We start from the raw sequence: 25,120 nt of genomic DNA, 5'->3' as shown, positions 1-25,120 counted from the left end.
GAAAATAGCTGTCGTTCAAGCGCCCGGTGGTCTAGGAAGAACCCCGCCGGAAGCGCAGATTTCCGCCATTTTCACGACAAAATGAGGTGCGAAAGGAGTGCTGGATTATGCCTAAATTCAAAGACACACCGAACGCACCTGAAGGTGCCTGGTTTCGCTTATAAATCAGCGTGATATGCTAGGTGTCAGACGTGTGCTCTCGTGGGACAGCCAAGGGATTGGCGAGAAGTCCCGGAAACGCGGGGCCTTGGCGTGTTCGCCCGGAACACGGCTCCCGCGCCGGCCACGGCAATCTTGTTCGCCGTGCCAAATTCCGCTATAATCGCCAGCAGTTCCTGAGACCCCGCCAGCCTCCCTGCCAGGAGGCCTGGTTTGTCTACTCCCAACAAGCATTGCACGGTGCGGCTCGACCGCGCCAAATATGAGCGGATCGTGCTGCTCGCCGCAGAAGGCGACTGCACGCCTTCGGACATCATCCGGGCCGCCGTTGACCGGTATCTCGCGGGGAGCGATCTGCTTGCGTCGAGCTGTCGGCGCATGGCCCGCATCGGCGAGTATCAGCACCTCGCGCTCGACATCATCATCCGCGAGCAATTCCCTGAATATCGTGACCGCCTGGTGGCGGAAACCGACCGGCGACTGGAGCAGTTCCATGGCGCATGAGGACATCCGCTCGGACGGTCGGCCCATCCCTCTGACTCATCATTCGGCGCGCGGAAACGTCCAGCGCAATGCCGGGAATTTCACGCGCGGCAGCCAGCTCCTGACCCATGAACTCCTGATGTGGATCTCGGGCGCGCGGTTGCCCGTGATCCTGTGGTTCTTCCTGTTCGTTGCGGCCTGGCTCATCATCATGTCGATCAAGCTCGACGAGCACGGATTCCAGCTTGTCTGCATGAAGATCTATTCGGCCTTTTGGGGTTGGGTCGACCTCGATCCCGCCAAGCGGGTGAATGTCACGCTGCCAACCGGCGAGATCGAGCGCACGGTCATGCAGGCGGTCCCCTATATCCCCGAAGTCATCAGGGCCTGGGATACCGCAACGCGCGGTCTTCTGGGCGCTTTCCTCATCTCGATTTTCATCGCGATCCCGACGGCGATATGGTTCATCGACCTATCGCATCGGCGGGGCCGGTCCATCCTGCAGGAGCGCCACGAGCGCGGCGCCATGCTCGTCGACCGCGCGCTCCTGCGCGCTGAGATCCTCGAACATAACCAGGCCCGGTACGAGGAGGATGTGCATGCGCATTGCCCCGGGCACTCGCCTGCCGCGGTGCTCGCGATGCCGTTCCGTGCCCGCAAGGAAGCTGGCATCCACCACCCTTATCTGCTCGCCGGGATTCCCTTTCCGCACCGCACCGAGCAGTCGCATGTCATGCTCATCGGCACGACGGGATCGGGCAAGACCACGGAACTCAGGAGCCTCGTCGCGCAGATGCGCGCGCGCCAGGACACGGCGGTGATCTTCGATCTCACCGGCGCCTATGTCGAGGCCTTCTACGACCCGGCGCGCGACACGATCCTCAATCCGATGGATGCGCGGTGCCCGTCCTGGTCGATCTTCAACGACTGCCGGACCCATAGCGAGTTCACGGCCGCGGCCGCCGCGCTTATTCCATCCGATGGCGGGTCCTCGGAACCCTTCTGGGCTCTCGCTGCACGCACTCTCTTCATCGAGATGTGCATGCGCCTCCAGGAGCGCGGGCAGACAACCAACCTCGCGCTTTCGGAAAATCTGATGACCGCGGATCTGAAGCGCGTGCATCGCTTCCTCGCGAACACCATCGCCGACCCGCTGACTGCACCCGAAGCTGCGCGTATGGCGGAATCCATCCGTGCCGTCATGAACACCAATGCGCAGGTCCTGCGCTTTCTGCCGGATGAGGGGGAGCCCTTCTCGATCCGGGACTGGATTACCGGTGACAAGAAGCCCGGAGCGATCCTGTTCGTGACCTCCAACTATATCGATCTGCCGATGAACAGGGCGCTTCTGACGCTCTGGATGGACCTTGCCATCAACCGCCTCATGACCCTCCCGCGCACGCGGTCCCTGCGCACATGGTTCATGTTCGACGAGCTTGGTGCGCTGCACCGATTGCCCGCGATCGAGAACGGGCTCCAGACGGGCCGCGCCTTCGGCGGTGCGATGGTCCTCGGCATCCATAGTTTCGAAAAGCTGGTCGAGGTTTATGGCGAGCAGGGTGCGCGCAATCTCGCCTCGCTCGCGCGCACCAAGCTCATTCTTGCGACCGCGGATCTGGACACCGCGGAGCAATGCGCACGCTATATCGGCAACCGCGAAGTCCGGCAGATGGATGAGGCCTATAGCTATGGCTATAACAACACGCGCGACGCCTCGACGCTGACTCCTCGCAAGCAAGTCGAGCCGCTCGTGATCGCCGACGACATCACCAATTTGCCCGCGCTTCACGGGTTCGTGAAATTCCCCGACGGCTTTCCCGCCGCGCGCATCCTCCTCGAGTGGAAGGACTATCCGGCCGTGGCCGAGGGCCATGTCGCGCGCGCCGATGTCAGCCCGGTCCGCTCGAAGCGCGCCGAAGAGGCGTTCGGTCAAGAGGAGGATGGCGAAGCGGGCGGACGGGATGGCGCATCGCAGGTGTCGGAGGGTGAGGCCGAACCGCGCAATGTCGCGCGCGATCTGGCCGCCCGTATCCTCTCTGCCGAGCCAGAGCCGAGCGAGGAGACGGCGCCGACCACGGGCGCGCCGGGCGGGGCGCCGGCACCCGCGAGCGAAGCGCCGGCGCGGTACGCAGGCAAGCCATCGGCGGAGGCTGAAGCGCCAGCGCCGAGCCGGGATTCCGGTCCCAAGGGACAGGTCGGGGCGCCGCCTGTTCCGGAGGATTTGACGCTTTTCGAACTGCGACAGGCGTTCGGAAGCGGGCGAGAGGATGACGGCCTCGATATCGGCATCTGAGCCATGCTGTCGATCGCACCCGTACGCTCGGCCGCAGGCGCTGCGAACTATTTCGCGAAGGACGATTATTACACCGTCGAGGGCTCCTCCGAGGTCAGTCTTTGGGCGGGGGAAGGTGCAACCGATCTCGGACTTTCTGGAGAGGTCACGAAAGACGGTTTCGAAGCGATATTGAACGGGAGCCTTCCAGACGGTGAGGCGGTCGCGCAGGTCGAGAACCGGCGCCCAGGATTCGACCTTACCTTCTCGATGCCAAAGTCCGCGTCGGTGATGGCTTATGTCGCAGGGGACAAGCGCATCCTCGCCGCCAACATGGCCGCGGTCGCCAAAACCATGGCGTGGGTCGAGAAGAATCTCGCGGAAGGACGGCGCGATGTGGAGGGCCGCAAGGTTCCGGTCCAGACCGGCAATCTCGTCTATGCCCTCTTCCAGCACGACACGAGCCGCGCGCTCGATCCCCAGGGTCATATCCATGCCGTAATCGCCAATCTCACACGCATGCCGGGGGGCAATTGGCAGGCGCTGCACGCCGACAAGCTGTGGAGCCGCAACACCGTCATTGGCGCGATCTATCACGCGCATCTGCGCAGCGAGCTGGAGCGCCTCGGATATAGCCTCGACATGAAGGGAAAGCATGGAACCTTCGAGATCGCGGGGGTCCCGAAGGCTGTTCTTGCGGAGTTCAGCCAGCGGCGCGCGGAAATTCTTGAGCGCGCGACGCATCTCGGCATCAAGTCGCCGGAGGGCTTGCGCGAGATCACGAAACGGTCGCGCGATCCCAAGCTCGGCGTCGAGGATCGTGCGGCGCTGAAACAGGAATGGGCCAGCCGGGCGGCCGCACTCGGTTTCGACGGCAAGGCGCTCGTCGCGGCAGCCGAAGCGCGGTCCGTCTTTGCTCCTGCGGGCAGCATTTTCGACAAGGGTTATCGCGCGATCTCGGACGCGATCGATACGGCGCGCCAGCGGCTCGGCGGGCTGCTCCGCCCCCACGATCCCCTCGTCGACACCGGCCTCGCCCGCGCGGTCGCCTCCCCCGCCGCGGCCCGAACCCAGCTTGCCGTTGCATCGGCGGTTCGCATCCTTGGCGAGCGGGAAGCAGCCTGGCCTGTCGATACGCTCGCCAAGACCGCGCTCGATCTCGGTCTGAAGGGCGTCACGATCGAGGGTGTCGAGCGCCGGATCGGGGCGCTCGTCGACAGGAGGCAGCTCATCCAGGGCGTCGCCGCAGCGGCCGACCGAACCGGTCGCATGGTGACGACACGCGAGGCGCTCCAGACCGAGGAGAGGATTTTCGCGGCGGTCGAGAAGGGGAGGGGATTGGCTAGCCCTGTCGTCTCGGCGGATGCCGCGCCGGGCCGCCTCCAGGACGCGGCCGAGCGGCCCCTCAATCCGGGCCAGCTCGCGGCCGCGACAATGATCCTTTCGTCTCCCGATCGTTCGGTCGTTGTGCAAGGCGTCGCGGGCGCCGGAAAGTCAACCATGCTCCAGGCGGTCGCGGGTGTCGCGCAGGCTGAAGGGCGTGCGATCATGGGGCTTGCCTTTCAGAACAAGATGGTTGCCGACCTTGCCGAAGGGGCGGGGATCAAGGCGCAGACGATCGCCTCTTTCGTGCTGGCCAACGAGCGGTTTATCGCGGAGCAGGGGACGGATCGACACCAGGCGGCGCGCGCGTCTCTCGCTGGCAGCATGCTTGTTGTCGATGAGACTTCGATGGTCTCGAGCAGCGACATGCTGAAGCTTCACGGTATCGCGGAGACGCTCGGCGTGGACAAGCTCGTTCTCGTCGGCGATCGGCAACAGCTGTCCTCGATCGATGCGGGCAAGGCGTTCGCGATGATCCAGGCGGGCGGCGGCACAATGGCGCGAATGGACATGAACATCCGTCAGCGCACCGATCAGCTGCGCACGGTCGCGGCGCTTGCCAATATCGGCAAGGCTGGGGCCGCACTCGCGGTACTCGGCGACAACGTCATCGAGGAAGCCGATCCCGCCTCGGCAGCGGCTGATCGCTGGCTCGCGCTTCCGCCCACGGAACGCGAGGTGACGGCGATCTTCGCTTCGGGCCGCGATGCCCGAACCGTCATCAACGAACGAATCCAGGACGGTCTGGTCGCCGAAGGGAGCGTGAAGGGCGAGGCCTTTCAGGTCACCGTTTATGAGCGGATCAACACGACCCGCGAGGAGCTGCGACATGTCTCGACCTACCGCCCCGGCCAGACCCTTGAAGTGGGCGCCGGCGGTGCGCGGGATGTCGGCATCGCGGCGGGGCGCTACGACGTCGTCAGGATAGTTCGCAGCGGCAAGGTCGAGCTCGCCGATGGGCGACGACGGATACGCTTCGATCCGCTCAAACTGTCCCCAACCGAACAGCGCGACCGCCTGCAGCTCGCCGAGAAGAAGTCGCTCGCGCTGCGGGAAGGCGATCGCATCCGCTGGACCGCCAACGACAAGGCGCGCGGCCTGTTCAATTCGGCCTTGGCCCGCGTCGCGACGGTCGAGAGCGGCGCGATCGTAGTGGAGACGGCGGATCGGCAGCAGCTACGGCTCGCGGAGGGCGATCCGATGCTGTCGCGGCTCGATCTTGCCTATAGTCTCAACATGCACATGGCGCAGGGGATCACGACCGACAAGGCCATCACCGTCATGTCGTCGCATGAGCGGCATTTGTCGAACCAGCGGCTGTTCAACGTCGCCGTGACACGCGTCCGCGACGCGCTCACCATGATCGTCGACGACAAGGAAAAGCTCTCCCGCCAGCTCGATATGAATCCCGGCAATAAGACATCCGCCCTGGAAACGCTCGGGCGCATCGATATCGATGGGCGCCGGTGCTCCGCGCCGGAGGCGCCGTTCGATCCTGGGCCGATCGACGGTCTGGGGCTGCCCGACATACCCGCGGCTGGAGGCGAATTGCCGCCATTGCCGGCGGGTCCAGCAACCGAGGGCGCCGGCAACGGCAAGACACCCGACGCGCCCGACAAGAGCGGCCGTAGTGACACTTTGCCCCTGCTGCCGGAGCGGGGCCTGGGGCTCGATCTATAGGGCCAAAGGTTTTGGCCTTGTCTCTGGATCGACGGGACGGCGGGTGCCACAAGGTCCGCGGCAACGCCTTGGCCTGGTCGCCTGCACCGGCGCCTGCCGGCAGGAGACGAAGATTGGCGAAGAGTCCTTTGGGCGGCGGCATCCCGTTTACGCTGCCGGTAACGGTAAATCTCATGAAGCTCGCTACCTCGATCGAAGTAAAAGGCGGCGACAAGAGAATCTCAAGCGCGCTGAGGCAAGCCTGGAGAGCTCAGTCGTGCAGCGCGGATCTTGAGCAGGCCCAAGGGGCCTGCGATGCGCTGGCCCAGGTGACAAAGGCAGCCGATGGCATCGATCCCCTTGCCCTGCTTCATGTTCAGAGCGGCTTGTTGACGACCGCTATATTGCTTTATGCCCGCGCCACCGCGACCAGCGGGTCGAAGAGTGAACGCGGGTCGGTTCAGCTCGATGCGTCGAAGCTCTTGCCGGAACAGCAGGCCGATCACGACATGATCATCCGGCTGCGGAACGGCGCGATAGGCCATGTCGAGCAAAGCGCCAGGATCGCAGGCGACCTCTGGCACCGGGATTTTCTATTCGCGAAGGGGAGCGGCGCGGGAAACTGGGAGTTCTCCAGCGCGTCGCTCAGTATCGGATTCCATATCGAAGTTAGCGAGACCTTGCGGCGGCAGCTTCCCGTCGCGTCGGCGATCGTAAAGGCGAAGTGCCATGAGCGTCTGGATAAGGCGATCGCCGTGATCAGGGACGCGAAGCTTAGCGATCAGGATCTGCTGCGCTACAAGGTCGATCCGCTGGAATGGTTTGGTTCGATCGAAGCGGCGCTGATGGTTTTCTCCGGAGGACCGGGAACCGAGACGTCGGCCTGGCTGCCGCTTCGCTGAGGAGCGCCAACTTTCGGTGATTGTCGCCAATGACACTTTACCCTCGGGCAAAGTGTCACACATGACAAAGGTCCGGTGAGGACGATTTTGGGGATTCACTTTTCGTTCCTCATGTGCTTGATTCGTTCCGATGCTGGAAACCGCCCTTCAATCCCGTTCGGATAATAGCTCGCTCGATATGCCGGGGCTGCTCGAGGTCCTGGCGCACAGCTCCGCGCGGCCGCGCTATGCCTTCATGGTGCTCAACCTCATTGCCAAGGCAGCCGGACCCAATGGCAGTGCGGGCCCGCTCATCATGAATGAAGGCGAGCAAGTGACGGTTCGCGACTGGCTGTGCGATGCGCTGGCGCCCATGGGCCACCGGGATCCGCGGCGGCAGGCTCTTCAGGAACGCGTTCGCGGAGAACTGACAGGGGAGGGGACCCTTTCTACCGATCCTGCTGAAGCCGAGCGCGCGATCGACAGCGAGGTGCGTTTGCGTGTCCGCGTATCGGGCAAAACGAACGTGAGCCGCGCGGTGTCGGATCTCGTTCGCGCTGGCCTCCTCTTCAGGCATTATCAGGGCTACTGCGTCGATCATCATAATCGCGGCGGGCAACGTCAGGCGGTCTATACGCTTTCTCCCGCTGCGCGCGGGCTTCTTCAGGCCGACACGCGAGCCGTGCCCGCACGGCCGCGCTACAGGCAGGCATCGCTTCCGTTCAATTGAGCTTGGGGAGGCGGCAAAGCAAGGCCCAGATCTTCTGCCATGGACTGATTGAGCGCGACCACACCTTTGCGCCCCAAGCCTGTCGCTCAGGTTTGCCGAAGAGAGGCCTCATGGTTCAACGCCGACTATACTCCCAAGGCGCCGCGAACGATGTCGCCGACGCGCCCAGACTCTAGATCTTCCGAAGAAACGAGGGAAATCGGAGCGATTTGCCTCATTCTCGGGTGTGTGACCGCTTTGGACGCAAGATGGTCTGGATCGCTAGACCCCATGGCCTCGACCACGATCCGCCGGATTTCTCCGGTTCGCCTGGCACAAGCCTCGAGTATGAAATCGGGCCTGCAGGCTCCTGTCGGGGTCAGCGTGTCGAACAGCGGCTTCGCGATCGATAGATCCCACCCGGCGCGGTCGAGGGTTCGGCGCAGTTCGACGAGCTCACCAAGCACGAGGCGCTCGAACTCGGAATCGACGGGCACGAACCGATTGCCCTTGAAGACCGGCTGGGCGTAGCCGCGAAGTGCCGCATAGCCGCGCGCTTCGGGATATTGTCCGGCGACGACCAGGACCAGATAGGGACCCTTGATCTGGTTTCCGCGGATCGATGGCGACTGGACCCGGTTGGCGAGCACCACGGGTTCGCCGTCCGCGACTTCGATCGTCGAGCCGCGCACATGCTGCGCATAAAGAGCAAGGAACCCCTGTGGGGCGTGACCGCGGGGCCATTGCGGCGCAAGCGCACGCAGCGCGGCAAAGACGCGTCTGCTGTGGAGCGGCTGCGCGTGGGTCCAGAACGCACGGCCGAGCTCGATTCCCGGCGCAATCTCGACCCGGGCGGCCGCGAAAGCGAGCCGCTGGAACTCGCGCGAGATCGAACGTTCCGGGTCCTCGTCGCGGAGCGGCGGGCAATGATTGAGCCTGGAGAGCATCATCAGCCGCCATAGCAGCCGCGCGAGGCGCGGGATCGACCCATGCCGCGTTCGGTCGTCGGTGGTGTCGGATTCAGGGCGCTGCGCCAGATTCTCCGGCGCCGGTCGCAGCACTTCGAAAAAGCCGATCGGCGGATCGGCCGGGCTGTCCTGTGTACGGACCTCGGACAGCCGGTTGGTTGCCTGCTCGCGAAAGAAAGGGCAATCCGTGCGGTGCTCCGGGCGCTTGGGACTGGTCAATCGGCGCAGATAATAGGTGTCGGCCTCAGACAGGAATGCGGGCGTCAGGATCGGCGGCGCTTCACCGTCAGCCAAACAATCACAGGCGATCCACCGTTCGCCGATGCGGGCCTGCTGAACGAGCATAATCCCGGCCTCCTCGTCGGCGCGCGACCCTTCGCCGATATACCAGCGGACAAGCGCTTCCCGGACGAGCGCGGGAAGGGCGATCCGCGCGCCACCACAGCCATCGCTGTTTCTCGGAATCAGCCACATCGGCGGTCTCCAATCGCACCGCCGCCACTAGCACAGGCGGGTCGCCGGCGGATTGACAGGGAGCGGCGCGTTGATCTCAACTTTGCCTCTGGCAGTTGGGAGAAAGCGTCATGCGCAAGGCTTTGATGGGTTTGATAGGCTTGGCGACGTGCTGGACGGGCGCAGTGCATGCGAAGGAAGCCGACCCGCCGATAGCGCGGCGCGTAGAGCTGATCCTCATGGGTGATGCCCGCGCGCGCGGCGCCGCCGAAGGTGCGCCGGCCCGCACCGCGCCGCATTTCGGAGCCGAAGTGCTGGCCTATGGGCAGGAGGCGCGATCGATCGAATTGCAGATGCTTGCCCGACTGCAAGCGCCGGCGATGCCCGGCGATCCCGGGGGCCTGCTTGACGACGAGGGGGCCGAGACGACGGAGAGCTTGGCGCCGGTCTCGGCCATCTCCGTCCCACTGTGGATGCGGGCGGGAGCGGTCCTTTCGGGTGAGACTTGGCGCTTCGTCCCGGGCTGTGCATCGCCGGGTTATCGGGCGACCGGATTCCTGAGCTCCGACGCCGAACTGCGCCGCGCATCCTATTATGGGATGATGAGCCGGATCGCTTGCGAATATGGAATTCCGGTGGGGCTGTTCGACGCGATGATCATTCGCGAGAGCCGGTATCACCCGACCATCGTGTCGCCCAAGAACGCCTTCGGTTTGACCCAGTTGATGCCGGCGACGGCCGCGGGTCTCGGCGTCGATCGGTACAGCGTCGACGGCAATCTGCGGGGCGGCGCGCGCTATTTGCGCCAGCAACTGGACACATTCGGGCAATATCATCTCGCGCTCGCGGCCTACAATGCCGGACCAGGCCGGGTGCGGGGAGGCCTGGTTCCCCGGATCCGCGAGACGCAGGACTATGTTAGCAATGTCCTCTGGAACTGGTCTCGCCTCAGCGGCCTCCAGCGCCAGACGGTCATTCTCCCGGCGGACGGCGTCGCTCTGCAGGCGCCGTCCAGGCCCTCGGTGAGGCAGCGAACGGCCGATATCTCGACCTTCTGAGGTTGGCTGATCGCCGGAGGTGCGCCGCGCGAGCCGGCGGCTAGAGTTCGAAATCATCGCCATCGACAAGGCGTGCGCGGCGCTCCCGGATCTTCACGACCTCTTCGGCGACCTTCTTCACGACGGCGCGTTGGAGCGGGGCGCCCCAGTCGCGCTTCACTTCCGATCCGTCGATGCCGTTGATCTCGTCGAGCGCCTCGATGATCTTGCGGGGTAGGTCGGCGAACATGTCGCAAAGCATCGCGATGATCGTGGAATAGCGCTGGCGATCGAGGAGATCGAGACCCTGGAAGGTCTCTAGGCAGGTATAGGCCTGCAGGATATTCGTCCCCAGCGCATGAAGAATTTTCTCCAGCTCAGGCTGGGTGATCACCGACCGTTTGGCCGGATCGCGGTGAAGGAGGAGGCCGAGCCGGGTCTTGTTGATCCCGGTCTTTTGCGCGAGCGCGCGCTGCGCCGTTTCCTGCGCGGCCATGGATTCGAGGATCAGCGGAATATAGTCGCGGAGCGGATTCCCGCTTTCCCCGGCGTCCATAATCTACGCCTCAAACCAGGCAAGAGATGACATTTCGACCCCCAATGCCGCTCCGTTAACCCAAGACAATCATAGCGAAATTGGCTTTGCAAGCGCGGTTTGGGCCAGATTGGCACTCGCGACGTCCGCCAAAGCCCGGCTTGTCACTGCGAGAAAGAAGCGTTTTCGCTGCCGGGGTCGCGACTTTCGGACCGGCCAAGACCGAGCGTATCGAGCACGCGCGCGGCCTTTTGTTCGACCACATAGTTGAAGAGCAGTAGCGAAAGCGTGTCTTCGGACGTGAGCCGGTAGCCGACCCGCTTCTCGAGGCTCGTCCTGACGCCCCCGAGCCGGTCGATGCAGGTCTGAGGCAGCGCCAGCAGGACGGCAATATCCCCGGAGGCGGGGATGAGTTTCAGATGCTGTCGAAGGATGTCGGTGTCATGGCCTGCCATGTCGCGGTCCGTGCCCACGACGTGCAGCGTGAGGCTCGAAAGGCTTTCGTGCGCGCGGGTTTCGTTAGAGCGCACGCGGATGCATTCCGTGGTGAGGCGGAAAAGGAGCTCCGAGATTTCGAGCGCAAAGTCTCGTGCGTCAGCGGTCATAAACGCCACGTTCCCATTTGACCCTGTTCACAAGCGTGCCCTCCGGCAAGCGTTGCCCCCGATCCCGCTTTGTTGAACGTCGAATGGTTAACAAAACCCGAGTCCGCAGCCGCGAATCTACCGTGACGGGCTTCTGTCCGCAATTGCGGGGCATTGTGCCCCCGATCGGTGGCCATGTCGCCCTTGGCGGAGGGGCGCCCTGCCCCTCAGGACGGGGCAAAGCGCCCCGAAATCACCAACTTGGGAAAGAAAATTCGTCGCCGGGGCTCCCGAATCGAGTTGCAGGGTCGGGGGCCGCTTGTCCGGGAGCGGAACGATTGGTGAGCTTCCTTCTGGGCGCGGTTCGGTCGCGTCTTGATGAGAAGGAAACCCACCATGCAACTTGTCCGAAACAATGTTGGACGTGCGGAGCTGGCGATCGCCCTCGCTCTGCTTGTCCTGTTTCTCTTCGCCTGGACCGCGGGCCCGGCGTTCGCGGGCGCTGACACGACGTTCGACACCGCCCTCAACACATTCACCGATTTCCTCGAGGGCTCGGGCGGCAAGATCATCACCGTCCTCTCGCTCGCGGGCGGCATCGTCGCGCTCGCCTCGGGGCGCTTCTCGATGGGGCAAATCGCAATCCCCGTCGGGGTCGGCGTCGGCGCCGGCACCGGCATCCCGATCGTCACCTCGACGGTGACGGCAACGATCTGAAAGGTCCCGCGACCGGTCGAGGTGGCAGCTTCGGCCGATCCAAGGAGAGGGTGGTGCAATGGCCGCGGACAAATATGTCATCCCGACTCATCTGGACGATCCCGAGCTGATCGGGCTGTGGACGCTGGATGAGTTCCTGGCGATGGTCATTCCCTTCGCATGGGGGATCCTGTCTCAGCATATCCTTATCGGCATGTTTCTTTCGGGTGCAGGCTGGTGGGGTCTCAGGAAAGCTAAGGCAGGCCGGGCAACGTCATGGCTTCTGCACATGGCCTATTGGCATCTTCCGTCCGGTTTTACCGGGCTGAGAGCCACGCCACCCTCATATCTGCGCCTAATGGCTGGCTGACATGGAACTCTCCTTCAGCCATTCGCACAATCAGCGGATCCTGCGGCAGCGCAACATGTTGGCGGTCGCCGCCGCCGCGCTCGCCGCGATCACGATCGGGCTGTTCCTCGTGACCATCTCCCGCGATCGGGAGGTCGTCCTCCAGCCGGTCCTGCGCTCGCCGCTTACGGTCAGCTCGGCTGGCGTCAGCCGCGAATATCTCGAGATGATCACGCGCGACACCGTTGTGCTGACCCTCGACCGGAGCCCGCAAAATCTCGAATATTGGATGTCCGAAGTCCTCGAGATTACCGCGCCGCGCATGCAGGGCCGGATCAAGGCGGACCTCATGAAGATCGTCAGCGAGCAGCGCGGATCCTCGATCGCGCAATTCTTCACCATCGAAAAGATGGAAATCGACACGACGAACCTGCGCTCCGAGGTGACGGGCGAGCTCCACACGATCGTCGGCAACAAGGTCATCTCGAGCGAGAACCGGACCTTCCGGTACGACTGGGAATATTCCGGGCTGTCGCTGAAGCTGATCGGCTTCGGGATGGTGACGCCGGACAAGGGGAAGGACCTATGATGTCGGTCATCGCCATGGGCAGCGCCGCGATCGGAGCCGTGCTCCTCTCGCGCGTCCAATGCCATCTCAGCCGCTTCGCTGGTGCGGGCCTCGTCGCCGCCGCTGTCCTCGTCGCAGCGGCGCCAGCCTGGGCCGACCAGACGGTGATGGCGTCCGACAGCAGCCAGGTCGACTGCACGGCGTCGGCGCGCGACCTCACGCGGATCAGTCTGGTCGAAGACGAGTTCGCCTCGGTCTCGAAGATCTCGACTGGAAATCCCGCGGACGATTTCTCGGTCGTCAACGAACCGGTGCGGGGCGATATCTATCTGTCCGTACCCGACGGCTTCGCGCGCCCGGCGCTCTCCTTCTTCGCCACGAGCAAGCGCGGATATGTCTATAAATTCGTTTGCCGGATCGATGGCGAACAGGCGGTCCAGATCTTCATCTCCAATCCCGCGATCGCGAAAGAGCGCGCGGCCGAGGTAAAGCCGGCGGCATCGCGCGGTCCGCAGGACGCGGCGATCGAGCTTGTCCAGGCCATGTACGCGGGCGCAATCGTCGACGGCTACGAGATGCGCCAGCGCAGCCTGACGTCCGTCAATGTCGGCCCGCTCAAGGTCCAACTCGTGGCCGAGTATCGCGGGACGGACCTCTCGGGGAAGGTCCTCCGTATCCAAAACAAGAGCGATCAGGCGGTCGAACTGACCGAAGCGATGGTGGCCCCGGCCAGCGCGCTGGCGGTTTCGCTCGCCGAGAGGACCCTGCCGCCGGGGAAGGCGACCACCGCCTACCTCGTTTCCCAGACTGGAAGGTGAACCCATGTCTCTTGCCGATTTCCTGAAGCGCAAACGCCAACCGCTCGACGAGCCGAGCGACGAAGGCGTCTCGCCGCTCACAGGCGATCTCGCCGGCAACGAGGCTGTTCGCCGGCGGCAGCGGCTGCTCCTCGCTGGCGCGGCGGGCGCCGGGCTGATCCTGTCGTCGATCTGGATTTTTTCTGGCGATGAATCGGAAGCGGCGGCGGAGGACGACGGAAAGACCGAGGTCGCGGTGTCGACCAAGGACATGGTCAACCGCAATCTCTCGCAGCAGGAGTGGATGGCGCTCTCCGAAAACAGGTTTCAGTCGACCGAGAACCAGCTCAAGTCGATCGACGGGCAAAACCGCAGGCTCGAGCAACTGACCGCGCAGGTCGAGGCGCTCAAGGGCCAGAACCAGGCGATGCAGGCCGATGGCCAGCGGGTGCTTTCCGCTTATCAGTCGGAAAACGAACAATTGCGCCGGCAAGCCAATGAGCGCCGGACGCCGGCGCCGGCACCCGGTCCGGGCGCACTCTACGGCCCCACCGGTCCCCAGGCCTATCAGCGGCCCGATGGCGCGGCGACCGCACAGAAGGGTGCCAGCGGCCTCGGCGCGCCACCCGAGGTCAAGCTCGTCAGCTTCGCCGGCGGCCAGGGTGGAACGGCGTCGCGGGTCGAGAAGGGCAACACGCTCTATACCGACAGCATCAACTATCTTCCGCCGAACAGCTTTGCGCGCGCGAAGGTCATCGTCGGCGTGGATGCGAGCGCGGGGGTCAACAGCCAGACCGACCCGCTCCCGGTGGTCCTTCGCGTGACGGGACCGGCGCGCTCGGTCCTCCAGAACGGGCGCGTCCTCACGACCCGGATCGAAGGCTGCCTCGTGAACGGGGCCGCGCGCGGCGATCTGTCGGCCGAGAAGGTTTACGTGAAGCTGCAGAAGATGACCTGCCCGCAGCCGGGCGGCCGCTATGCGGTGTCCGAGGTCAAGGGCTTCCTCGCCTTTGGCGGGAAGACCGGCGTGCGGGGCCGGGTGGTCTCGCGCGAGGGCTCGCTCGTGACCCAGGCTTTCCTCGCCGGGCTCGCGGGCGGCTTCGGGCGAGGCTTTTCGGCGAATGCCAACAGCGTCTTCCAGGGCACCAACATCTCGACCGACGGGAAGCGCGACAAGCTGTCGACCGGCGAGATCCTCGAAGGTGGGTTCGGGGAGGGCGTCGCCCAGAGCGGCGACATGGTCTCGAAATATCTGATCGAGCGGGCCGAGCAATATCAGCCGGTGATCGAGATGCCGACCGGCATCGATGTGGAGATCGTTTTCCTGGAGGGTGTCTATGTCCGGAATTGAACGCTGGCGCGGTCTCGCGCGCCCCTCGCGCCTCCTCGCGGCGGGTCTCGTCACGCTCGGCGCCGCCGGGATCGCACTCGCGGCGGACGCTGCCGTGAGCGAAGGCCAGGTGCGCGCGTTGCTCAAGGCGCGACTGCCCAAGACGGTCATCGGCTCGGTTGATTGCGCGACCATCGGCGGGCTCTGCGAGGTCGTTGCGGGTGACAATCTCTTCTATGTTGATGTCGGCGCCCGCTATCTCGTCATCGGCCGGGTCTACGACATGGAGACGCGCCAGGACATCACAGCGGCCCGTCTGCTCGAGATGAACCCGGTCATGCTGGTCGGCGCGGCGGCGCGGGCGAATAGCGTTGCAGGTGCGGGCGAAATGCCTGACGGCCAGAGCGCTGCGATGCCGGCACAGGCCGAACGCCAGGTCGCGGCGGCCGCAAGCCGCACCCTCTCGCTTGCGGGACTGCCGAAGGATGGCGCCATCGTCTGGGGCAACCCGGCTGGCGAGACGGTCACGGTGTTCACCGATTTTCGCTGCGGTTACTGCCGCGCGCTTGCCCAGGTCCTTCGCGAGATGAACGTGCGGGTCGTCGAGCGTCCGATATCGGTGCTCGGCAGCCGGGACATCGCCGACCGCGTTTACTGCGCCAAGGACCGCGAAGCCGCGCTCCACGCTGTCTATGCCGGCGAGACCCTTAAGCCCGCGCCCGCCTGCAACACCTCGGGTCTCGATGCCAATGAGGCCTTTGCCACGCGCAACGACATGCGGGGCACGCCGGTCATCGTGCGCCGCGACGGCGCGATGCTCGAAGGCTACCGCCCGCGCGCGTTCCTCGAACAATGGCTGAAGGGAGCGAAATCGTGAGGGCGCTGCGCCGGCGGTTGCGCCGCAGCCCCGCGATCGTCCTTGGCACAAGCGGCCTGCTTCTCTTGGGGAGCTGCGCCAGCCTCGGCGGGAATGTACGAGGAAGCTTCTCCTGTGACGCTCCGGATGGCGTATGCGCGCCGAGCGCCGCGATCGACGACCGCGCTCTCGCGGCGATTGCCGGCGGGGGAGAGGAAGGCGACTTCGTTCCCGCGGCGGGCCAGCCCGGGCTCGGCGAGTCCGCAGCTGTGCGCGTTGCGCGCGCGCAGCCCGTGAGGCCGGCGCCGGGCGATCCCGCGCGCACGCGCGAGCGAGTGCTGCGGATCGTCTTCCAACCCTACATCGACGAGCGGGGCCGCCTTCACGAAGCGACTGCCGTGCATGCGGTCGTCGCGAGCGGCGACTGGCAGCAGGCCTTCGCGCCGCCGCGGGCGAGCGCGCGGGCACCTGGCGGCGTCATGGGTTTTGTCTCGCTGGCCGACGCGGTCGACCAGGCCGATCCGCCTCAGGGTGCGGACGTGCCGCGCACCGCGGGTCTCCCGTCGCCCAACGCGGTGGCCGCCGCCCGTGCGCGCAAGGACGACCCCCTCGGCGCCATCAAGGCGGACGTCTCGGATCGCCTGGCTCCCGCGGCGACCCGGGCGCCTGGATTCCCAGCGAACGTTGCGAAGGACGACTGATATGGCGGACCGCGGCCTCTTCGAACGAATGGTGACTGGTATCCTTGGCGATACCGCGCGGCCCGACACCGAACGGCCAAAGCTCGGCGTCCCGATGCTCGCCGACTGGCTTCCCTATCGGAGCCATGATCCCAAGACCGGGATCTTCTACAACAGCGCGTCGCGCGGCTTTGTCGTGGAGGCGAGCCCGCTCATCGGAGCGAACGAGCGCACGGGCGAGATCCTCACACAGTTTCTGTCCGAGGCCATCACGACGCCGGGCTGTCTGCAATTCCACCAATGGATGAGCCCGCGGATCGGCGAACGGCTGTCGCGCTGGTATCTGCCGCGATATGCCGCGCGCGGCGTCTATGAGCGCATGGCCAAGCACCGCGTCGATTTTCTGACCGCGGGCGTCTGGCAATCGCTCTCCTCCGATGCGCCGTTCAGTTTGCGCAACCACCGCGTGGCCATCTCCTATTCGACGCCGGAGAGCTCGAGCTTGACCAGCGAGGAGATTGTCGCCGTCATGGAGGGCCTGATCTCCGCTCTGGCGTCGATCAACGTCTCGGCGCGCCGGATGGAGCCTGCGGATCTTATCGCCTGGATCGATGACATCACGTCGCCCACGACCGCGGCGGGCGAAGATGTGGTCAACTACAATCCGTTCGATCCCATCGCCGATCAGGCCATCCGGCGCGATGTCGAATTCCGGATCGAGGCCGACCGGATGCTGCTGCGAACCGAGCGATTTCGGCCGACGGGCAAGATAGTGGATGACGCGCCGGAGATCGGCGAGATTTTCCCCGATATCTTCGACGTCCGGAGTTTCTCGGTCCGCAATCTCCCGACGCGGTGGGCGCCTTGGGACGTCGCCCGCCTCATCGGTGACATGTTCACCGACAAGCTGCGGATGCCGTGTCCGGTTTCGACGAACCTCTGCATCGAGTTTCCCGACCCCCAGGCGCTGAGCAACAAGGCAAGTTTCAAGTTCATGCGGACGACCAGCCTCGCCGATTCAAAGTCGGCGCGGTTCCTGCCGCAACTGCGCGAGCAGTCCCAGGAATGGCGGTTCGTGAACGACGAGGTGCGCCAGGGGCGAAAGCTTGTTCGTGTCTTCTTCAGCGTCACCTCCTTTTCCCCCAAGGGGCGGGGCGACGCCAACGAGCGGGTCCTGAAATCGGTCTATCGCGCGGCGGGCTGGGACCTTCTCGATGATCGCTACCTGCAGGTGATGGGCTTGCTCTGCGCGATGCCGATGACGATGGCGAACGGCCTCGCGCGTGATCTCGATCGGATGAAGCGGCTTCGCACGCTGCTCACCACGACGGCCGCCAACCTCGCGCCGATCCAGGGCGAGTATCTGGGCGGACAGGTGCCGCATCTGATGTTGATCGGTCGCCGCGGCCAGCCCTTCTTCTGGAGCCCGTTCGAAAACGCCGCCGGCAATCACAATGTCGCGGTCGTCGGCAAGTCGGGGTCGGGCAAGTCGGTCACGCTCCAGGAGCTGTGCGCGTCGCTTTGCGGTGCAGGGGCGCGGGTGGTCGTGATCGACGACGGGCGATCGTTCGAGCATTCGGCCAAGCTCCAGGGCGGCGCCTTTGTCGAATTCACCATCTCGTCGGGCTTCTGCCTCAACCCGTTCAGCATGATCGACGCGGAGTTGGCGGGCGCGAACGAGGATTATCTTCTCGATTGCATGGCGATGCTGAAGGCGATCGTGAGCCAGATGGCGCGCCATATCGACCGGCTCAACGATACCGAGCGGGGGCTGATCGACGGAGCCGTCAACAGCGTCTGGCAGGCGAAGGGCCGGACCGGCGCGATCGACGACGTGATCGCGGCGCTGGAAGCGACGGGCAATGCGCTGGCGATGGATCTCGGAATCGCCATGCGTCCGTTCTCGTCGGGCGGGACCTATGGCCGCTTCTTCGAAGGCGAGGCTTCGTTCGAGCTCTCGGCGCAGTTCACCGTCTTCGAACTGTCGGATCTCTCCTCACGCGAGGAACTTCGAAGCGTGGTGCTCACCGCGATCATGTTCATGTCGCAGCAGATGATGCGCAAGGTCGATCGTTCGATCCCCAAGGCGCTGTTTCTCGACGAAGCGTGGCAGATGCTCCGCGGCGGCGCGATGGCGGATTTTATCGAAATCTATGCCAGAACCTGCCGCAAATATGGGGGCGCGCTCGTCACGGCGACCCAGTCGCTGAACGACTATTACAAGTCGCCGGGCTCGATCGCGGCGCTCGAAAACTCGGACTGGTTCGTCATCCTTGAGCAAAAGCCGGAGACGATCGCGGACTTCAAGAACCACGACCGCTTCGAGATGGACGACTATACCGACGCGCTGCTGCGATCGCTCAAGATCAATGGGCGTGAATATTCCGATATCCTGATCAAGGGCCCGGAGATGCTCGCGGTCGGCAGGCTCGTCCTCGATCCCTTTTCCGCGACTGTCTATTCGTCGAGCCCGGCGGTCTACGCCGCGATCGAGGCGCTGGTCGCAGAGGGGCATAGCATGGACGAGGCGATCGAACGCGTCGCGTTTCCTGCCGATCGCGGACGAGGGGATGCACCGCACGTTCCCGACTTCGCGGAAGCGGCGGAATAGCCGATGACCGGCATCGCCTCATCATCGTCCGCCAAATCCCGCCGCGCGCTCCGGCTGCCGGATGGCCGCACGGCGATCGCCTTCGGCCTGCACCTGTCGCGGTTCCTGCTGTCGACGATGCTGCTGAGCTGGGGAGTGTTCGCGCTCGGCTTTCTTCTCTTGGGCGGCGGATCGCTCGACGGGATGATGCATCAGCTCGACAATCTCGCCCGCCGATATGTCGAGGCGGATGCAGCGCGTGTCCAGTCCTTCCGGGACCTGTTCCTCGCGGCACATCTCGCCGTCACCATCCTCCTGATCATCCTGCGCCGGGACCGGATCGTTCCCGCGCAATTGCCGGAAGGGATCCGCGACCATGGCTGAACAGACCGAGCTCGAACTTCCGCCCCCCACCGTACCCGATGCGGCCCGGCGCCGGCGTCCGGTCTTTGGCGGGCTCAGCCGGGCGCAGATCTTGGCGGGACTTCTCGTGCTCTGCGCGCTGATCTGGGGCATGTGGGTCACACGCGAACTGGTGAAGCCGCGGCAGGACCGGATCGTCGCGGCGCGCCTGTCGTCGATCGTCGGGGATTATGTCCAGGCCCAGGCGCGCTCGGCGTCGCCGCCGGCACAGGTCGAGGCGGAGATGCGCAAATTCATGGAGTCGCTCGATTCCGAGCTCGCGCATCGGGCGAAAAAAGGTGAGGTCGTCCTGGTCGGCGAAGCGGTGCTCACCAAGAATGTCCCCGACATCACCGACACTTTGCGCGACGCGGTTTACGCCTCGGGCATTGCGCGGCCAAGGCAGGCCTCGGCCGCCGAATTGCAGCGGCTACAGGACCAGGCGATGGCAGCTGCGGGGCAGGCAGCGCCGCCGCCGCAAGCCATGATGCCGATGGCGTATCCGGGGACCGTCGCGCCGGGCGATATGCAGGCGATGCCGGGCGCGCCGGAGCCGCAATACGGGCCGCCCGCGCCATCCGTCTCAACATTCGACGGGAGTGGCGGCTATGCCGGGCAGTGAGATGCTCGCGCTGCGCTCGCACGCGCGCTGGCGCGTCTGGCTGGTGGTCCTTGCGGTCTTCGTCGGTTGCGGCGTGCTGGGCGGGCTCGGCGACTGGCGGGACCATCATCTCTTCTTCGTCAATACGACGGATTCGCTTCCCAACTGGGCCTTTCTCGTCGATCGCGGCCGCATGCCCGCAAAGGGCGACTATGTTTTCTTCGCCCCGCCGCGCACGCCGCTGCTGCGCCGTCATTTCGGCGCACGTGCGAAGCCCTTCGGCAAGATCGTCTATGGCGTGGCGGGTGATGTCGTCGCGCACCGGGGGGACCTCGTCACGATCAACGGCAAGGCGGTGGCGCGGATGAAGGCCCGGACCCGGCTTGGCGAGCCGCTCGCCCCGGGCGCGACCGGCGCGATACCTGCCGGATGCTATTTCGCGGCGACACCACACCGCGACGGATTTGATAGCCGCTATGCGGACATCGGCTTCGTGTGCGCGCGCCAGGTCCTCGGAACAGGAGTGCCCATCCTGTGAAGCGGGCCGGACCTATCATGTTTGGCGCTCTCGGGCTCGCCGCCGCCGGACTTCTGGCAGGACCGATGCGGAGCGAAGCACGAGATTTCGGCGTGGAGGGGCAGGCGTTTCCGATCATCGAGCCCGATCTGCTGGCCACGATCGAGAGCCGGTTGCGCCGGGCGGAGTCCAGCGGCGAACTCGCGCGGATGAACGAGGTCTTCGCGCGTCGCGTCGAAGCGAAGGTGCGCAGACCCGATCCGGTTGGCGGGATCACGCCCGCGCGCGCGGCGCGCAGCTGGGACTATGACCCGACGGCACTGATCGAGCACGACATTCGTGACCAGAAGGGCAATCTCATCGCCGCGGCGGGGCAGCGGATCAATCCTCTCGACTTCGTGGCGATCAGGCAGGACCTCGTTTTCATCGACGGCGACGACCGGGGCGAACTCGACTGGGCGCTGGCACGGTACGCCGATCCCGCCGCGAAGATCATCTTCGTCAAGGGGTCGCCGATCGACCAGATGACGGCGAGGAAGCGTCGCTTCTACTTCGACCAGGAGGGCCGGCTGACCGGCACCTTCGGCATTCGGCATACGCCGGCAGTGGTCAGCCAGACCGGTCGCACCATGCGGGTCTCCGAGATCGCGCTGAAACCGGGAGGACGGAGCTGATGCCCCTCTGGCTCGACTTCCTGACGACGCCGATGGCGGCACCGGAAACGTGCGGACTGCGCCGCCTGCGATATGGATGGCAGGCGCTATGTCTGACGCTTGCCGCGAGTATCGTCGCCCAAGGCGAGCTGCGGGAACTCGTTGGCCGGTTGGCGCCCGCCGCGACCGGCGTACTGCTCGCCGCGGCGGTGATGACGACGCTCCTCTACCTCGGCGCCAAGCATCGCGCCGACACGGCCTTTCTCGATATGCCGCGGGAGACCGAATGATGCGCGCGCTTCGCAGGATCGTTGGCGCGCTGCTCGCCCTCCTCGGCATCCTCGTCTCTGCGCCCGTGGCGGAAGCCGCAGGGCCGACCTGCAACGGCAAGTTCGTCAATCCTGTGACGGACGTCTGCTGGTCCTGCCTTTTCCCCCTGTCGGTGGGGGGTCTCAAGATCTGGCCGAGCGGACGGCCCGATACGAACAATCCGGCGTCACCCGTCTGTGCCTGCGCCGATCCGATGCCGCGCATCGGCATTTCGGTGGGTTTCTGGGAGCCTGCCCGGCTGGCCGACGTGACGATGAAGCCCTGGTGCTTTCCCAACCTCGGCGGCATGCGGATCGCCCCCGGTTTCGACATCGGCCAAGGCTATCTGGCGGGGCCGTCGATGGTCGGTGGCCGATCGCAGAGCACGGCGAAGTGGCATGTGCACTGGTATGTCTACCCGCTCCTCTACTGGATGGAGATTCTGACCGATTTCGCCTGCTTCGAGCAGGCGAGCTTCGACATCGCCTATATGACCGAGGTCGATCCGCTCTGGCAGGATGATGCGCTTGCGGCGCTCATCAATCCTGAAGCCGTCGTCTTCGCGAACCCGATCGCCAAGGCAGCCTGCGCGGGTGATTGTGTCGCCGCCACGGCCAACCTGCCGCTCGACCAGCTATTCTGGTGCGCGGGCTGCCAGGGCTCGATGTATCCGCTCAACGGCAATATCCCCGCGTCGATCGGCCATGTGCAGTCGTCGCGGCTCGCCCTCTCGCGCTTCGCATACAAGATGCACCGCCAGGCGCTGGCCTGGGGGACGATGGGGACCAAGGGCCTGTGCAAGAAGTATCTGATGCCGATCATGCGCAAACAGCAATATCGGTTCCAGATGACCAATCCGATCCCGACGGTGAACGGCCGCTTCGCCTGCTCGGCGATTGGCGCCTCGACCATGCCGCCCGATGCCGGGCGTGCCTATCCCGCCGGCGGCGAAGATATGGGCTATCTGGTCTGGCGGAAGCGCAACTGCTGTGTGTTCTAGGAGGCGCGGATGCGAAAACTGATCCTGGCTGGAGGCGCGCTGCTCGCGGCGGCGAGCGTCACCGCACTCCTCGCGCAGACAGTCGACGGGCTCGACCTCGAGGCGGTTCGAAAGCGGTCCGCCGAAATGCAGGACGAAGCGGTCGCCTTCGTGGAGCAGGTCAAGGATCGGGGCGATGCCTTCCGGGAGGACGCCGCGTCGGTTCGGGTCGGGGGCACGCAGAATATGGAGCGAGTGGCGACGGCCGACTTGCCCAAGGGTCCTGCGGGTCCGATCGATTTCGACGAGATTGTCGCCGGTGCGGCGACGAATATCGGGGCCGGCGCCGGCGAAGCACCCCAACTCATCGTCTTCGCCAGCCTTTCGATGCCGCCCAAGGCACTGCGGAGGCTGATAGAGGATACGGCGCGGGCGGGTGGCGTCGTCGTGTTTCGCGGCTTCCCCGACAATTCCATGCGCGCTTTCACTGAGCGTCTCGGCAGGATCGTTGCGCGCGAGGATGATTTCGCCAATATCGGCATCGATCCGCGCCTCTTTCGTGCGTTCGATGTGGCCGCGGTGCCGACCTATGTCGCCGTCTCGTCCGATTTCGACCTCTGCGCGGGCTTCGCTTGCCGTACCAAGGTTCCGGCGCACGACCGCATGGTTGGGAATGTGACGCTGGAATATGCGCTCACCAGCTTTGCCGAGGCCAATGGTCCCGGCGCGCGGGTTGCGGCGGTTGGACTCAAGCGATTGCATCGGCCGGCGCGATGATCGCGCGGCGCGCCCTTGTCTGTCTGCTGGCCGCGTTGGCCGCGGCGTCGCCCGTGCTTGCCCAAACGACCGTCGAAGAGGCCCGGGAAGAGGGCCGCAAGCTCGGAAACGAAACCCGGCGCGATAGCACGCTTGTTCCGACCGACGCTGCGCGAGCCGAGGCGGTTCCGGGATATGCGGGGACTGCTTTGCCCGAGGGCGACTATTTCGACGATCCCGATCGTCTCGAGGCGGCGGGCGCATCGGCGAGGCAGAGCAGCGAGCCATATCGGATCACGGTCGACGGTGATCGCACGCGGCCTGCTTTCAGCAATGACGAAATTCTTGCCACAACGCGCCGCGCGACATCGGTCGAAAATGACCCGTCGACCTATCTGGACGGCGAGGAAATGGGCGGATCGGCGGGGGTTTGCACGCCGCTGCCGCCCGGCACGGACGCGACGGGCTATTATGAGGCAAGTTGCAACCGCGGGAGCCAGCTGACCGAGGAGACGCGGACCTGCGCGCCCGCCATGGTTCCGCGCGCCACGACACGGCAGGTCTACAAATATTATGCGGCAGGGGACGGTGTTTACGGCGCGCCCTTTCCGCGGGACAGCGATTTCGCTGGCGCGCTGGCGAATGGAAGCTGCTGGGTCAGTGGTCCCTCGATGGGCGGCTGCGCCGCGAGCGTCGCCGTCGGGTATCGGAGTGGGAATAAATTCTGCGGCGACTATAGCGTGCGGACGCTGAGCTGCACGGCCGAGATCGCGTCGAGCAGCCCCGAGATGCCGGCGACCGGAAAGCTCTGGTATGCCCGCGCCAGCGAAACATCGGTCACGGTCGAGCGCAGCGATGCGAGTTGTCAGGCCTATGCTGGCGACAGCCAATGCGTCCCGTCGGGCCCCGACCTGTGCACGCAAGGCGAGGCGACGCGGATCATCGATGGCGTGGCTATTACCCAACCGTGCTGGGAGTGGCGGCGCTCCTACCAGTGCAATATTGTTTCGCCGGCGAGTGATTGCAGCGAGCTTGAGGCCAACAGCGCATGCAGCTTCGTGCGCACCGAGTGCCTCGACGACGATCAGGACGGCGCCTGCCGCGTGGAGGAGCGCATCTACCGCTGCCCGGCGCCCGGCGGCAACGTTGGGGCCGCGCCACAATATATTTGCGGCGACGACGTCTATTGCATCAATGGCGATTGCGAGCCGATCGTTCGCGAGGCGTCAACTGAGCTCAAGGACGCGCTGGTCGCGCTTCACGCGATCGACCAGGCCGGCAAGGAGTTCGACGAGGACGACCTCAGTCTCTTCCGGGGCGCACGCGAGACGTGTCACAAGCCGGTCTTCGGTCTCATCAACTGCTGCGCCGGCAAGGTCTCGGGCCTGCTGTCGGCCGGCGCCGGTGCTGCCGCGCTTGCCGCCGGCCCCGCCGGGATCGCTGCGCTCGCCACACCCTTCCTGGCGCTTTTTGCCTGTTCGCAGGACGAGATGAAGCTCGATATCAGGGACCGGATGGGGTTCTGCCACAAGGTCGGCACCTATTGCTCCTCGAGCGTGCTCGGCATCTGCAAGACCAAGCGCACCGCCTATTGCTGCTTCGAGAGCAAATTGAGCCGCGTCCTCCAGGAGCAGGGGCGCACGCAGCTTGGCAAGCCCTGGGACAAGCCCAAGAAGGAACAATGCCTGGGCTTCACGATCGACGAATTTGCGCGGCTCGATCTGTCGGTGATGGATTTTACCGAAGTGTATGCGGACTTCATGGACGCCGCGAAACTTCCCGATGAGGTTGAGACCATGACCCAGATTCAGCAGAAGATAGAGGGCTATTATGACTTGCACGGCAAATGATCGCGCCCTTGCCCGCAGGCCTTTCCATTGCCTCTACCGCCTCCATGCGAGCAACGGGGCCGAC

General features: G+C 65.0%; 25 protein-coding genes. 22 read left to right on the top strand and 3 right to left on the bottom strand.

Annotation, left to right across the window (positions count from 1 at the left end; translation table 11 throughout):
- Nucleotides 1-372 precede the first annotated feature (372 nt).
- From CDQ92_RS10955 to CDQ92_RS10935, 5 genes are all read left to right on the top strand, one after another.
- The gene (locus CDQ92_RS10955) at nucleotides 373-663 is read left to right on the top strand and encodes a hypothetical protein (protein ID WP_088441372.1); all 291 of its coding nucleotides are present in this window, start codon (nucleotides 373-375) and stop codon (nucleotides 661-663) included.
- Nucleotides 653-2,935 (top strand): type IV secretion system DNA-binding domain-containing protein, encoded by a 2,283-nt coding sequence (locus CDQ92_RS10950; protein ID WP_088441371.1) that lies wholly within the window; start codon nucleotides 653-655, stop codon nucleotides 2,933-2,935. The genes CDQ92_RS10955 and CDQ92_RS10950 overlap by 11 nt, the downstream gene beginning before the upstream one ends.
- A 3-nt stretch (nucleotides 2,936-2,938) precedes the next feature.
- Nucleotides 2,939-5,977 carry a MobF family relaxase gene (gene mobF, locus CDQ92_RS10945; RefSeq protein WP_088441370.1) on the top strand — a complete coding sequence of 1,013 codons (3,039 nt, stop codon included), beginning with the start codon at nucleotides 2,939-2,941 and terminating at the stop codon, nucleotides 5,975-5,977.
- Between the two features lie 113 nt (nucleotides 5,978-6,090).
- Entirely contained in the window at nucleotides 6,091-6,858 is a 768-nt protein-coding gene (locus tag CDQ92_RS10940; RefSeq protein ID WP_144035748.1) for a hypothetical protein, read from the top strand.
- 130 nt (nucleotides 6,859-6,988) lie between these two features.
- On the top strand, nucleotides 6,989-7,567 hold the full coding sequence (locus tag CDQ92_RS10935) for a hypothetical protein (protein ID WP_088441368.1): 579 nt from the start codon (nucleotides 6,989-6,991) through the stop codon (nucleotides 7,565-7,567).
- 125 nt (nucleotides 7,568-7,692) lie between these two features.
- Here the strand turns inward: CDQ92_RS10935 and CDQ92_RS10930 are convergent, their stop codons facing one another.
- Nucleotides 7,693-8,988, bottom strand: a complete 1,296-nt coding sequence (locus CDQ92_RS10930; RefSeq protein ID WP_088441367.1) for a hypothetical protein — start codon at nucleotides 8,986-8,988, stop codon at nucleotides 7,693-7,695.
- A gap of 125 nt (nucleotides 8,989-9,113) precedes the next feature.
- On the opposite strand from CDQ92_RS10930, the gene CDQ92_RS10925 reads away from it, so the two are divergent.
- Nucleotides 9,114-10,025, top strand: coding sequence for a lytic transglycosylase domain-containing protein (locus CDQ92_RS10925; protein WP_229667498.1), 912 nt, complete (start codon nucleotides 9,114-9,116; stop codon nucleotides 10,023-10,025).
- 40 nt (nucleotides 10,026-10,065) lie between these two features.
- Here the strand turns inward: CDQ92_RS10925 and CDQ92_RS10920 are convergent, their stop codons facing one another.
- Together CDQ92_RS10920 and CDQ92_RS10915 are read right to left on the bottom strand one after the other, a co-directional pair.
- Complete coding sequence (locus CDQ92_RS10920) at nucleotides 10,066-10,560, bottom strand: hypothetical protein (protein ID WP_088441365.1); 495 nt, start codon at nucleotides 10,558-10,560, stop codon at nucleotides 10,066-10,068.
- A gap of 143 nt (nucleotides 10,561-10,703) precedes the next feature.
- Nucleotides 10,704-11,144: a hypothetical protein gene (locus CDQ92_RS10915; RefSeq protein WP_088441364.1), complete on the bottom strand. Its 441-nt coding sequence runs from the start codon at nucleotides 11,142-11,144 to the stop codon at nucleotides 10,704-10,706.
- Between the two features lie 375 nt (nucleotides 11,145-11,519).
- On the opposite strand from CDQ92_RS10915, the gene CDQ92_RS10910 reads away from it, so the two are divergent.
- The 16 genes from CDQ92_RS10910 (at nucleotide 11,520) to CDQ92_RS10835 (ending at nucleotide 25,056) form a co-directional block, all read left to right on the top strand.
- Nucleotides 11,520-11,840, top strand: a complete 321-nt coding sequence (locus CDQ92_RS10910; protein WP_088441363.1) for a hypothetical protein — start codon at nucleotides 11,520-11,522, stop codon at nucleotides 11,838-11,840.
- 58 nt (nucleotides 11,841-11,898) lie between these two features.
- Nucleotides 11,899-12,189, top strand: coding sequence for a type IV conjugative transfer system protein TraL (gene traL / locus CDQ92_RS10905; protein WP_088441362.1), 291 nt, complete (start codon nucleotides 11,899-11,901; stop codon nucleotides 12,187-12,189).
- A 1-nt stretch (nucleotide 12,190) separates the two neighbouring features.
- The gene (locus CDQ92_RS10900) at nucleotides 12,191-12,757 is read left to right on the top strand and encodes a type IV conjugative transfer system protein TraE (RefSeq protein WP_088441361.1); all 567 of its coding nucleotides are present in this window, start codon (nucleotides 12,191-12,193) and stop codon (nucleotides 12,755-12,757) included.
- Nucleotides 12,754-13,554 (top strand): type-F conjugative transfer system secretin TraK, encoded by an 801-nt coding sequence (locus tag CDQ92_RS10895; protein ID WP_088441360.1) that lies wholly within the window; start codon nucleotides 12,754-12,756, stop codon nucleotides 13,552-13,554. Before CDQ92_RS10900 ends, CDQ92_RS10895 begins: the two co-directional genes overlap by 4 nt.
- A 4-nt stretch (nucleotides 13,555-13,558) precedes the next feature.
- Nucleotides 13,559-14,884 carry a TraB/VirB10 family protein gene (locus tag CDQ92_RS10890; protein ID WP_088441359.1) on the top strand — a complete coding sequence of 442 codons (1,326 nt, stop codon included), beginning with the start codon at nucleotides 13,559-13,561 and terminating at the stop codon, nucleotides 14,882-14,884.
- Nucleotides 14,871-15,740: a DsbC family protein gene (locus CDQ92_RS10885; protein ID WP_088441358.1), complete on the top strand. Its 870-nt coding sequence runs from the start codon at nucleotides 14,871-14,873 to the stop codon at nucleotides 15,738-15,740. Before CDQ92_RS10890 ends, CDQ92_RS10885 begins: the two co-directional genes overlap by 14 nt.
- Entirely contained in the window at nucleotides 15,737-16,420 is a 684-nt protein-coding gene (locus CDQ92_RS10880) for a TraV family lipoprotein (protein ID WP_229667499.1), read from the top strand. The genes CDQ92_RS10885 and CDQ92_RS10880 overlap by 4 nt, the downstream gene beginning before the upstream one ends.
- 1 nt (nucleotide 16,421) lies before the next feature.
- The gene (traC, locus tag CDQ92_RS10875; protein WP_088441356.1) at nucleotides 16,422-19,010 is read left to right on the top strand and encodes a type IV secretion system protein TraC; all 2,589 of its coding nucleotides are present in this window, start codon (nucleotides 16,422-16,424) and stop codon (nucleotides 19,008-19,010) included.
- A 3-nt stretch (nucleotides 19,011-19,013) separates the two neighbouring features.
- The gene (locus CDQ92_RS10870; RefSeq protein ID WP_088441355.1) at nucleotides 19,014-19,373 is read left to right on the top strand and encodes a hypothetical protein; all 360 of its coding nucleotides are present in this window, start codon (nucleotides 19,014-19,016) and stop codon (nucleotides 19,371-19,373) included.
- Nucleotides 19,366-20,013 carry a type-F conjugative transfer system protein TrbI gene (locus tag CDQ92_RS10865; protein ID WP_088441354.1) on the top strand — a complete coding sequence of 216 codons (648 nt, stop codon included), beginning with the start codon at nucleotides 19,366-19,368 and terminating at the stop codon, nucleotides 20,011-20,013. Before CDQ92_RS10870 ends, CDQ92_RS10865 begins: the two co-directional genes overlap by 8 nt.
- Nucleotides 20,000-20,530, top strand: coding sequence for a S26 family signal peptidase (locus CDQ92_RS10860; RefSeq protein ID WP_088441353.1), 531 nt, complete (start codon nucleotides 20,000-20,002; stop codon nucleotides 20,528-20,530). Before CDQ92_RS10865 ends, CDQ92_RS10860 begins: the two co-directional genes overlap by 14 nt.
- Nucleotides 20,531-20,595: 65 nt before the next feature.
- On the top strand, nucleotides 20,596-21,183 hold the full coding sequence (gene traW, locus CDQ92_RS10855; protein ID WP_229667500.1) for a type-F conjugative transfer system protein TraW: 588 nt from the start codon (nucleotides 20,596-20,598) through the stop codon (nucleotides 21,181-21,183).
- Entirely contained in the window at nucleotides 21,183-21,452 is a 270-nt protein-coding gene (locus CDQ92_RS10850) for a hypothetical protein (protein ID WP_088441351.1), read from the top strand. Before traW ends, CDQ92_RS10850 begins: the two co-directional genes overlap by 1 nt.
- On the top strand, nucleotides 21,449-22,471 hold the full coding sequence (gene traU, locus CDQ92_RS10845) for a conjugal transfer pilus assembly protein TraU (RefSeq protein WP_088441350.1): 1,023 nt from the start codon (nucleotides 21,449-21,451) through the stop codon (nucleotides 22,469-22,471). Before CDQ92_RS10850 ends, traU begins: the two co-directional genes overlap by 4 nt.
- A gap of 9 nt (nucleotides 22,472-22,480) precedes the next feature.
- Nucleotides 22,481-23,227 (top strand): type-F conjugative transfer system pilin assembly protein TrbC, encoded by a 747-nt coding sequence (trbC, locus tag CDQ92_RS10840; protein WP_088441349.1) that lies wholly within the window; start codon nucleotides 22,481-22,483, stop codon nucleotides 23,225-23,227.
- Nucleotides 23,224-25,056: a conjugal transfer protein TraN gene (locus tag CDQ92_RS10835; protein ID WP_088441348.1), complete on the top strand. Its 1,833-nt coding sequence runs from the start codon at nucleotides 23,224-23,226 to the stop codon at nucleotides 25,054-25,056. The genes trbC and CDQ92_RS10835 overlap by 4 nt, the downstream gene beginning before the upstream one ends.
- Nucleotides 25,057-25,120 lie beyond the last annotated feature (64 nt).

Source organism: Sphingopyxis bauzanensis, assembly GCF_002205675.1.
GTDB lineage: Bacteria > Pseudomonadota > Alphaproteobacteria > Sphingomonadales > Sphingomonadaceae > Sphingopyxis > Sphingopyxis bauzanensis.
This window is presented reverse-complemented; position numbering and strand designations above follow the sequence as displayed.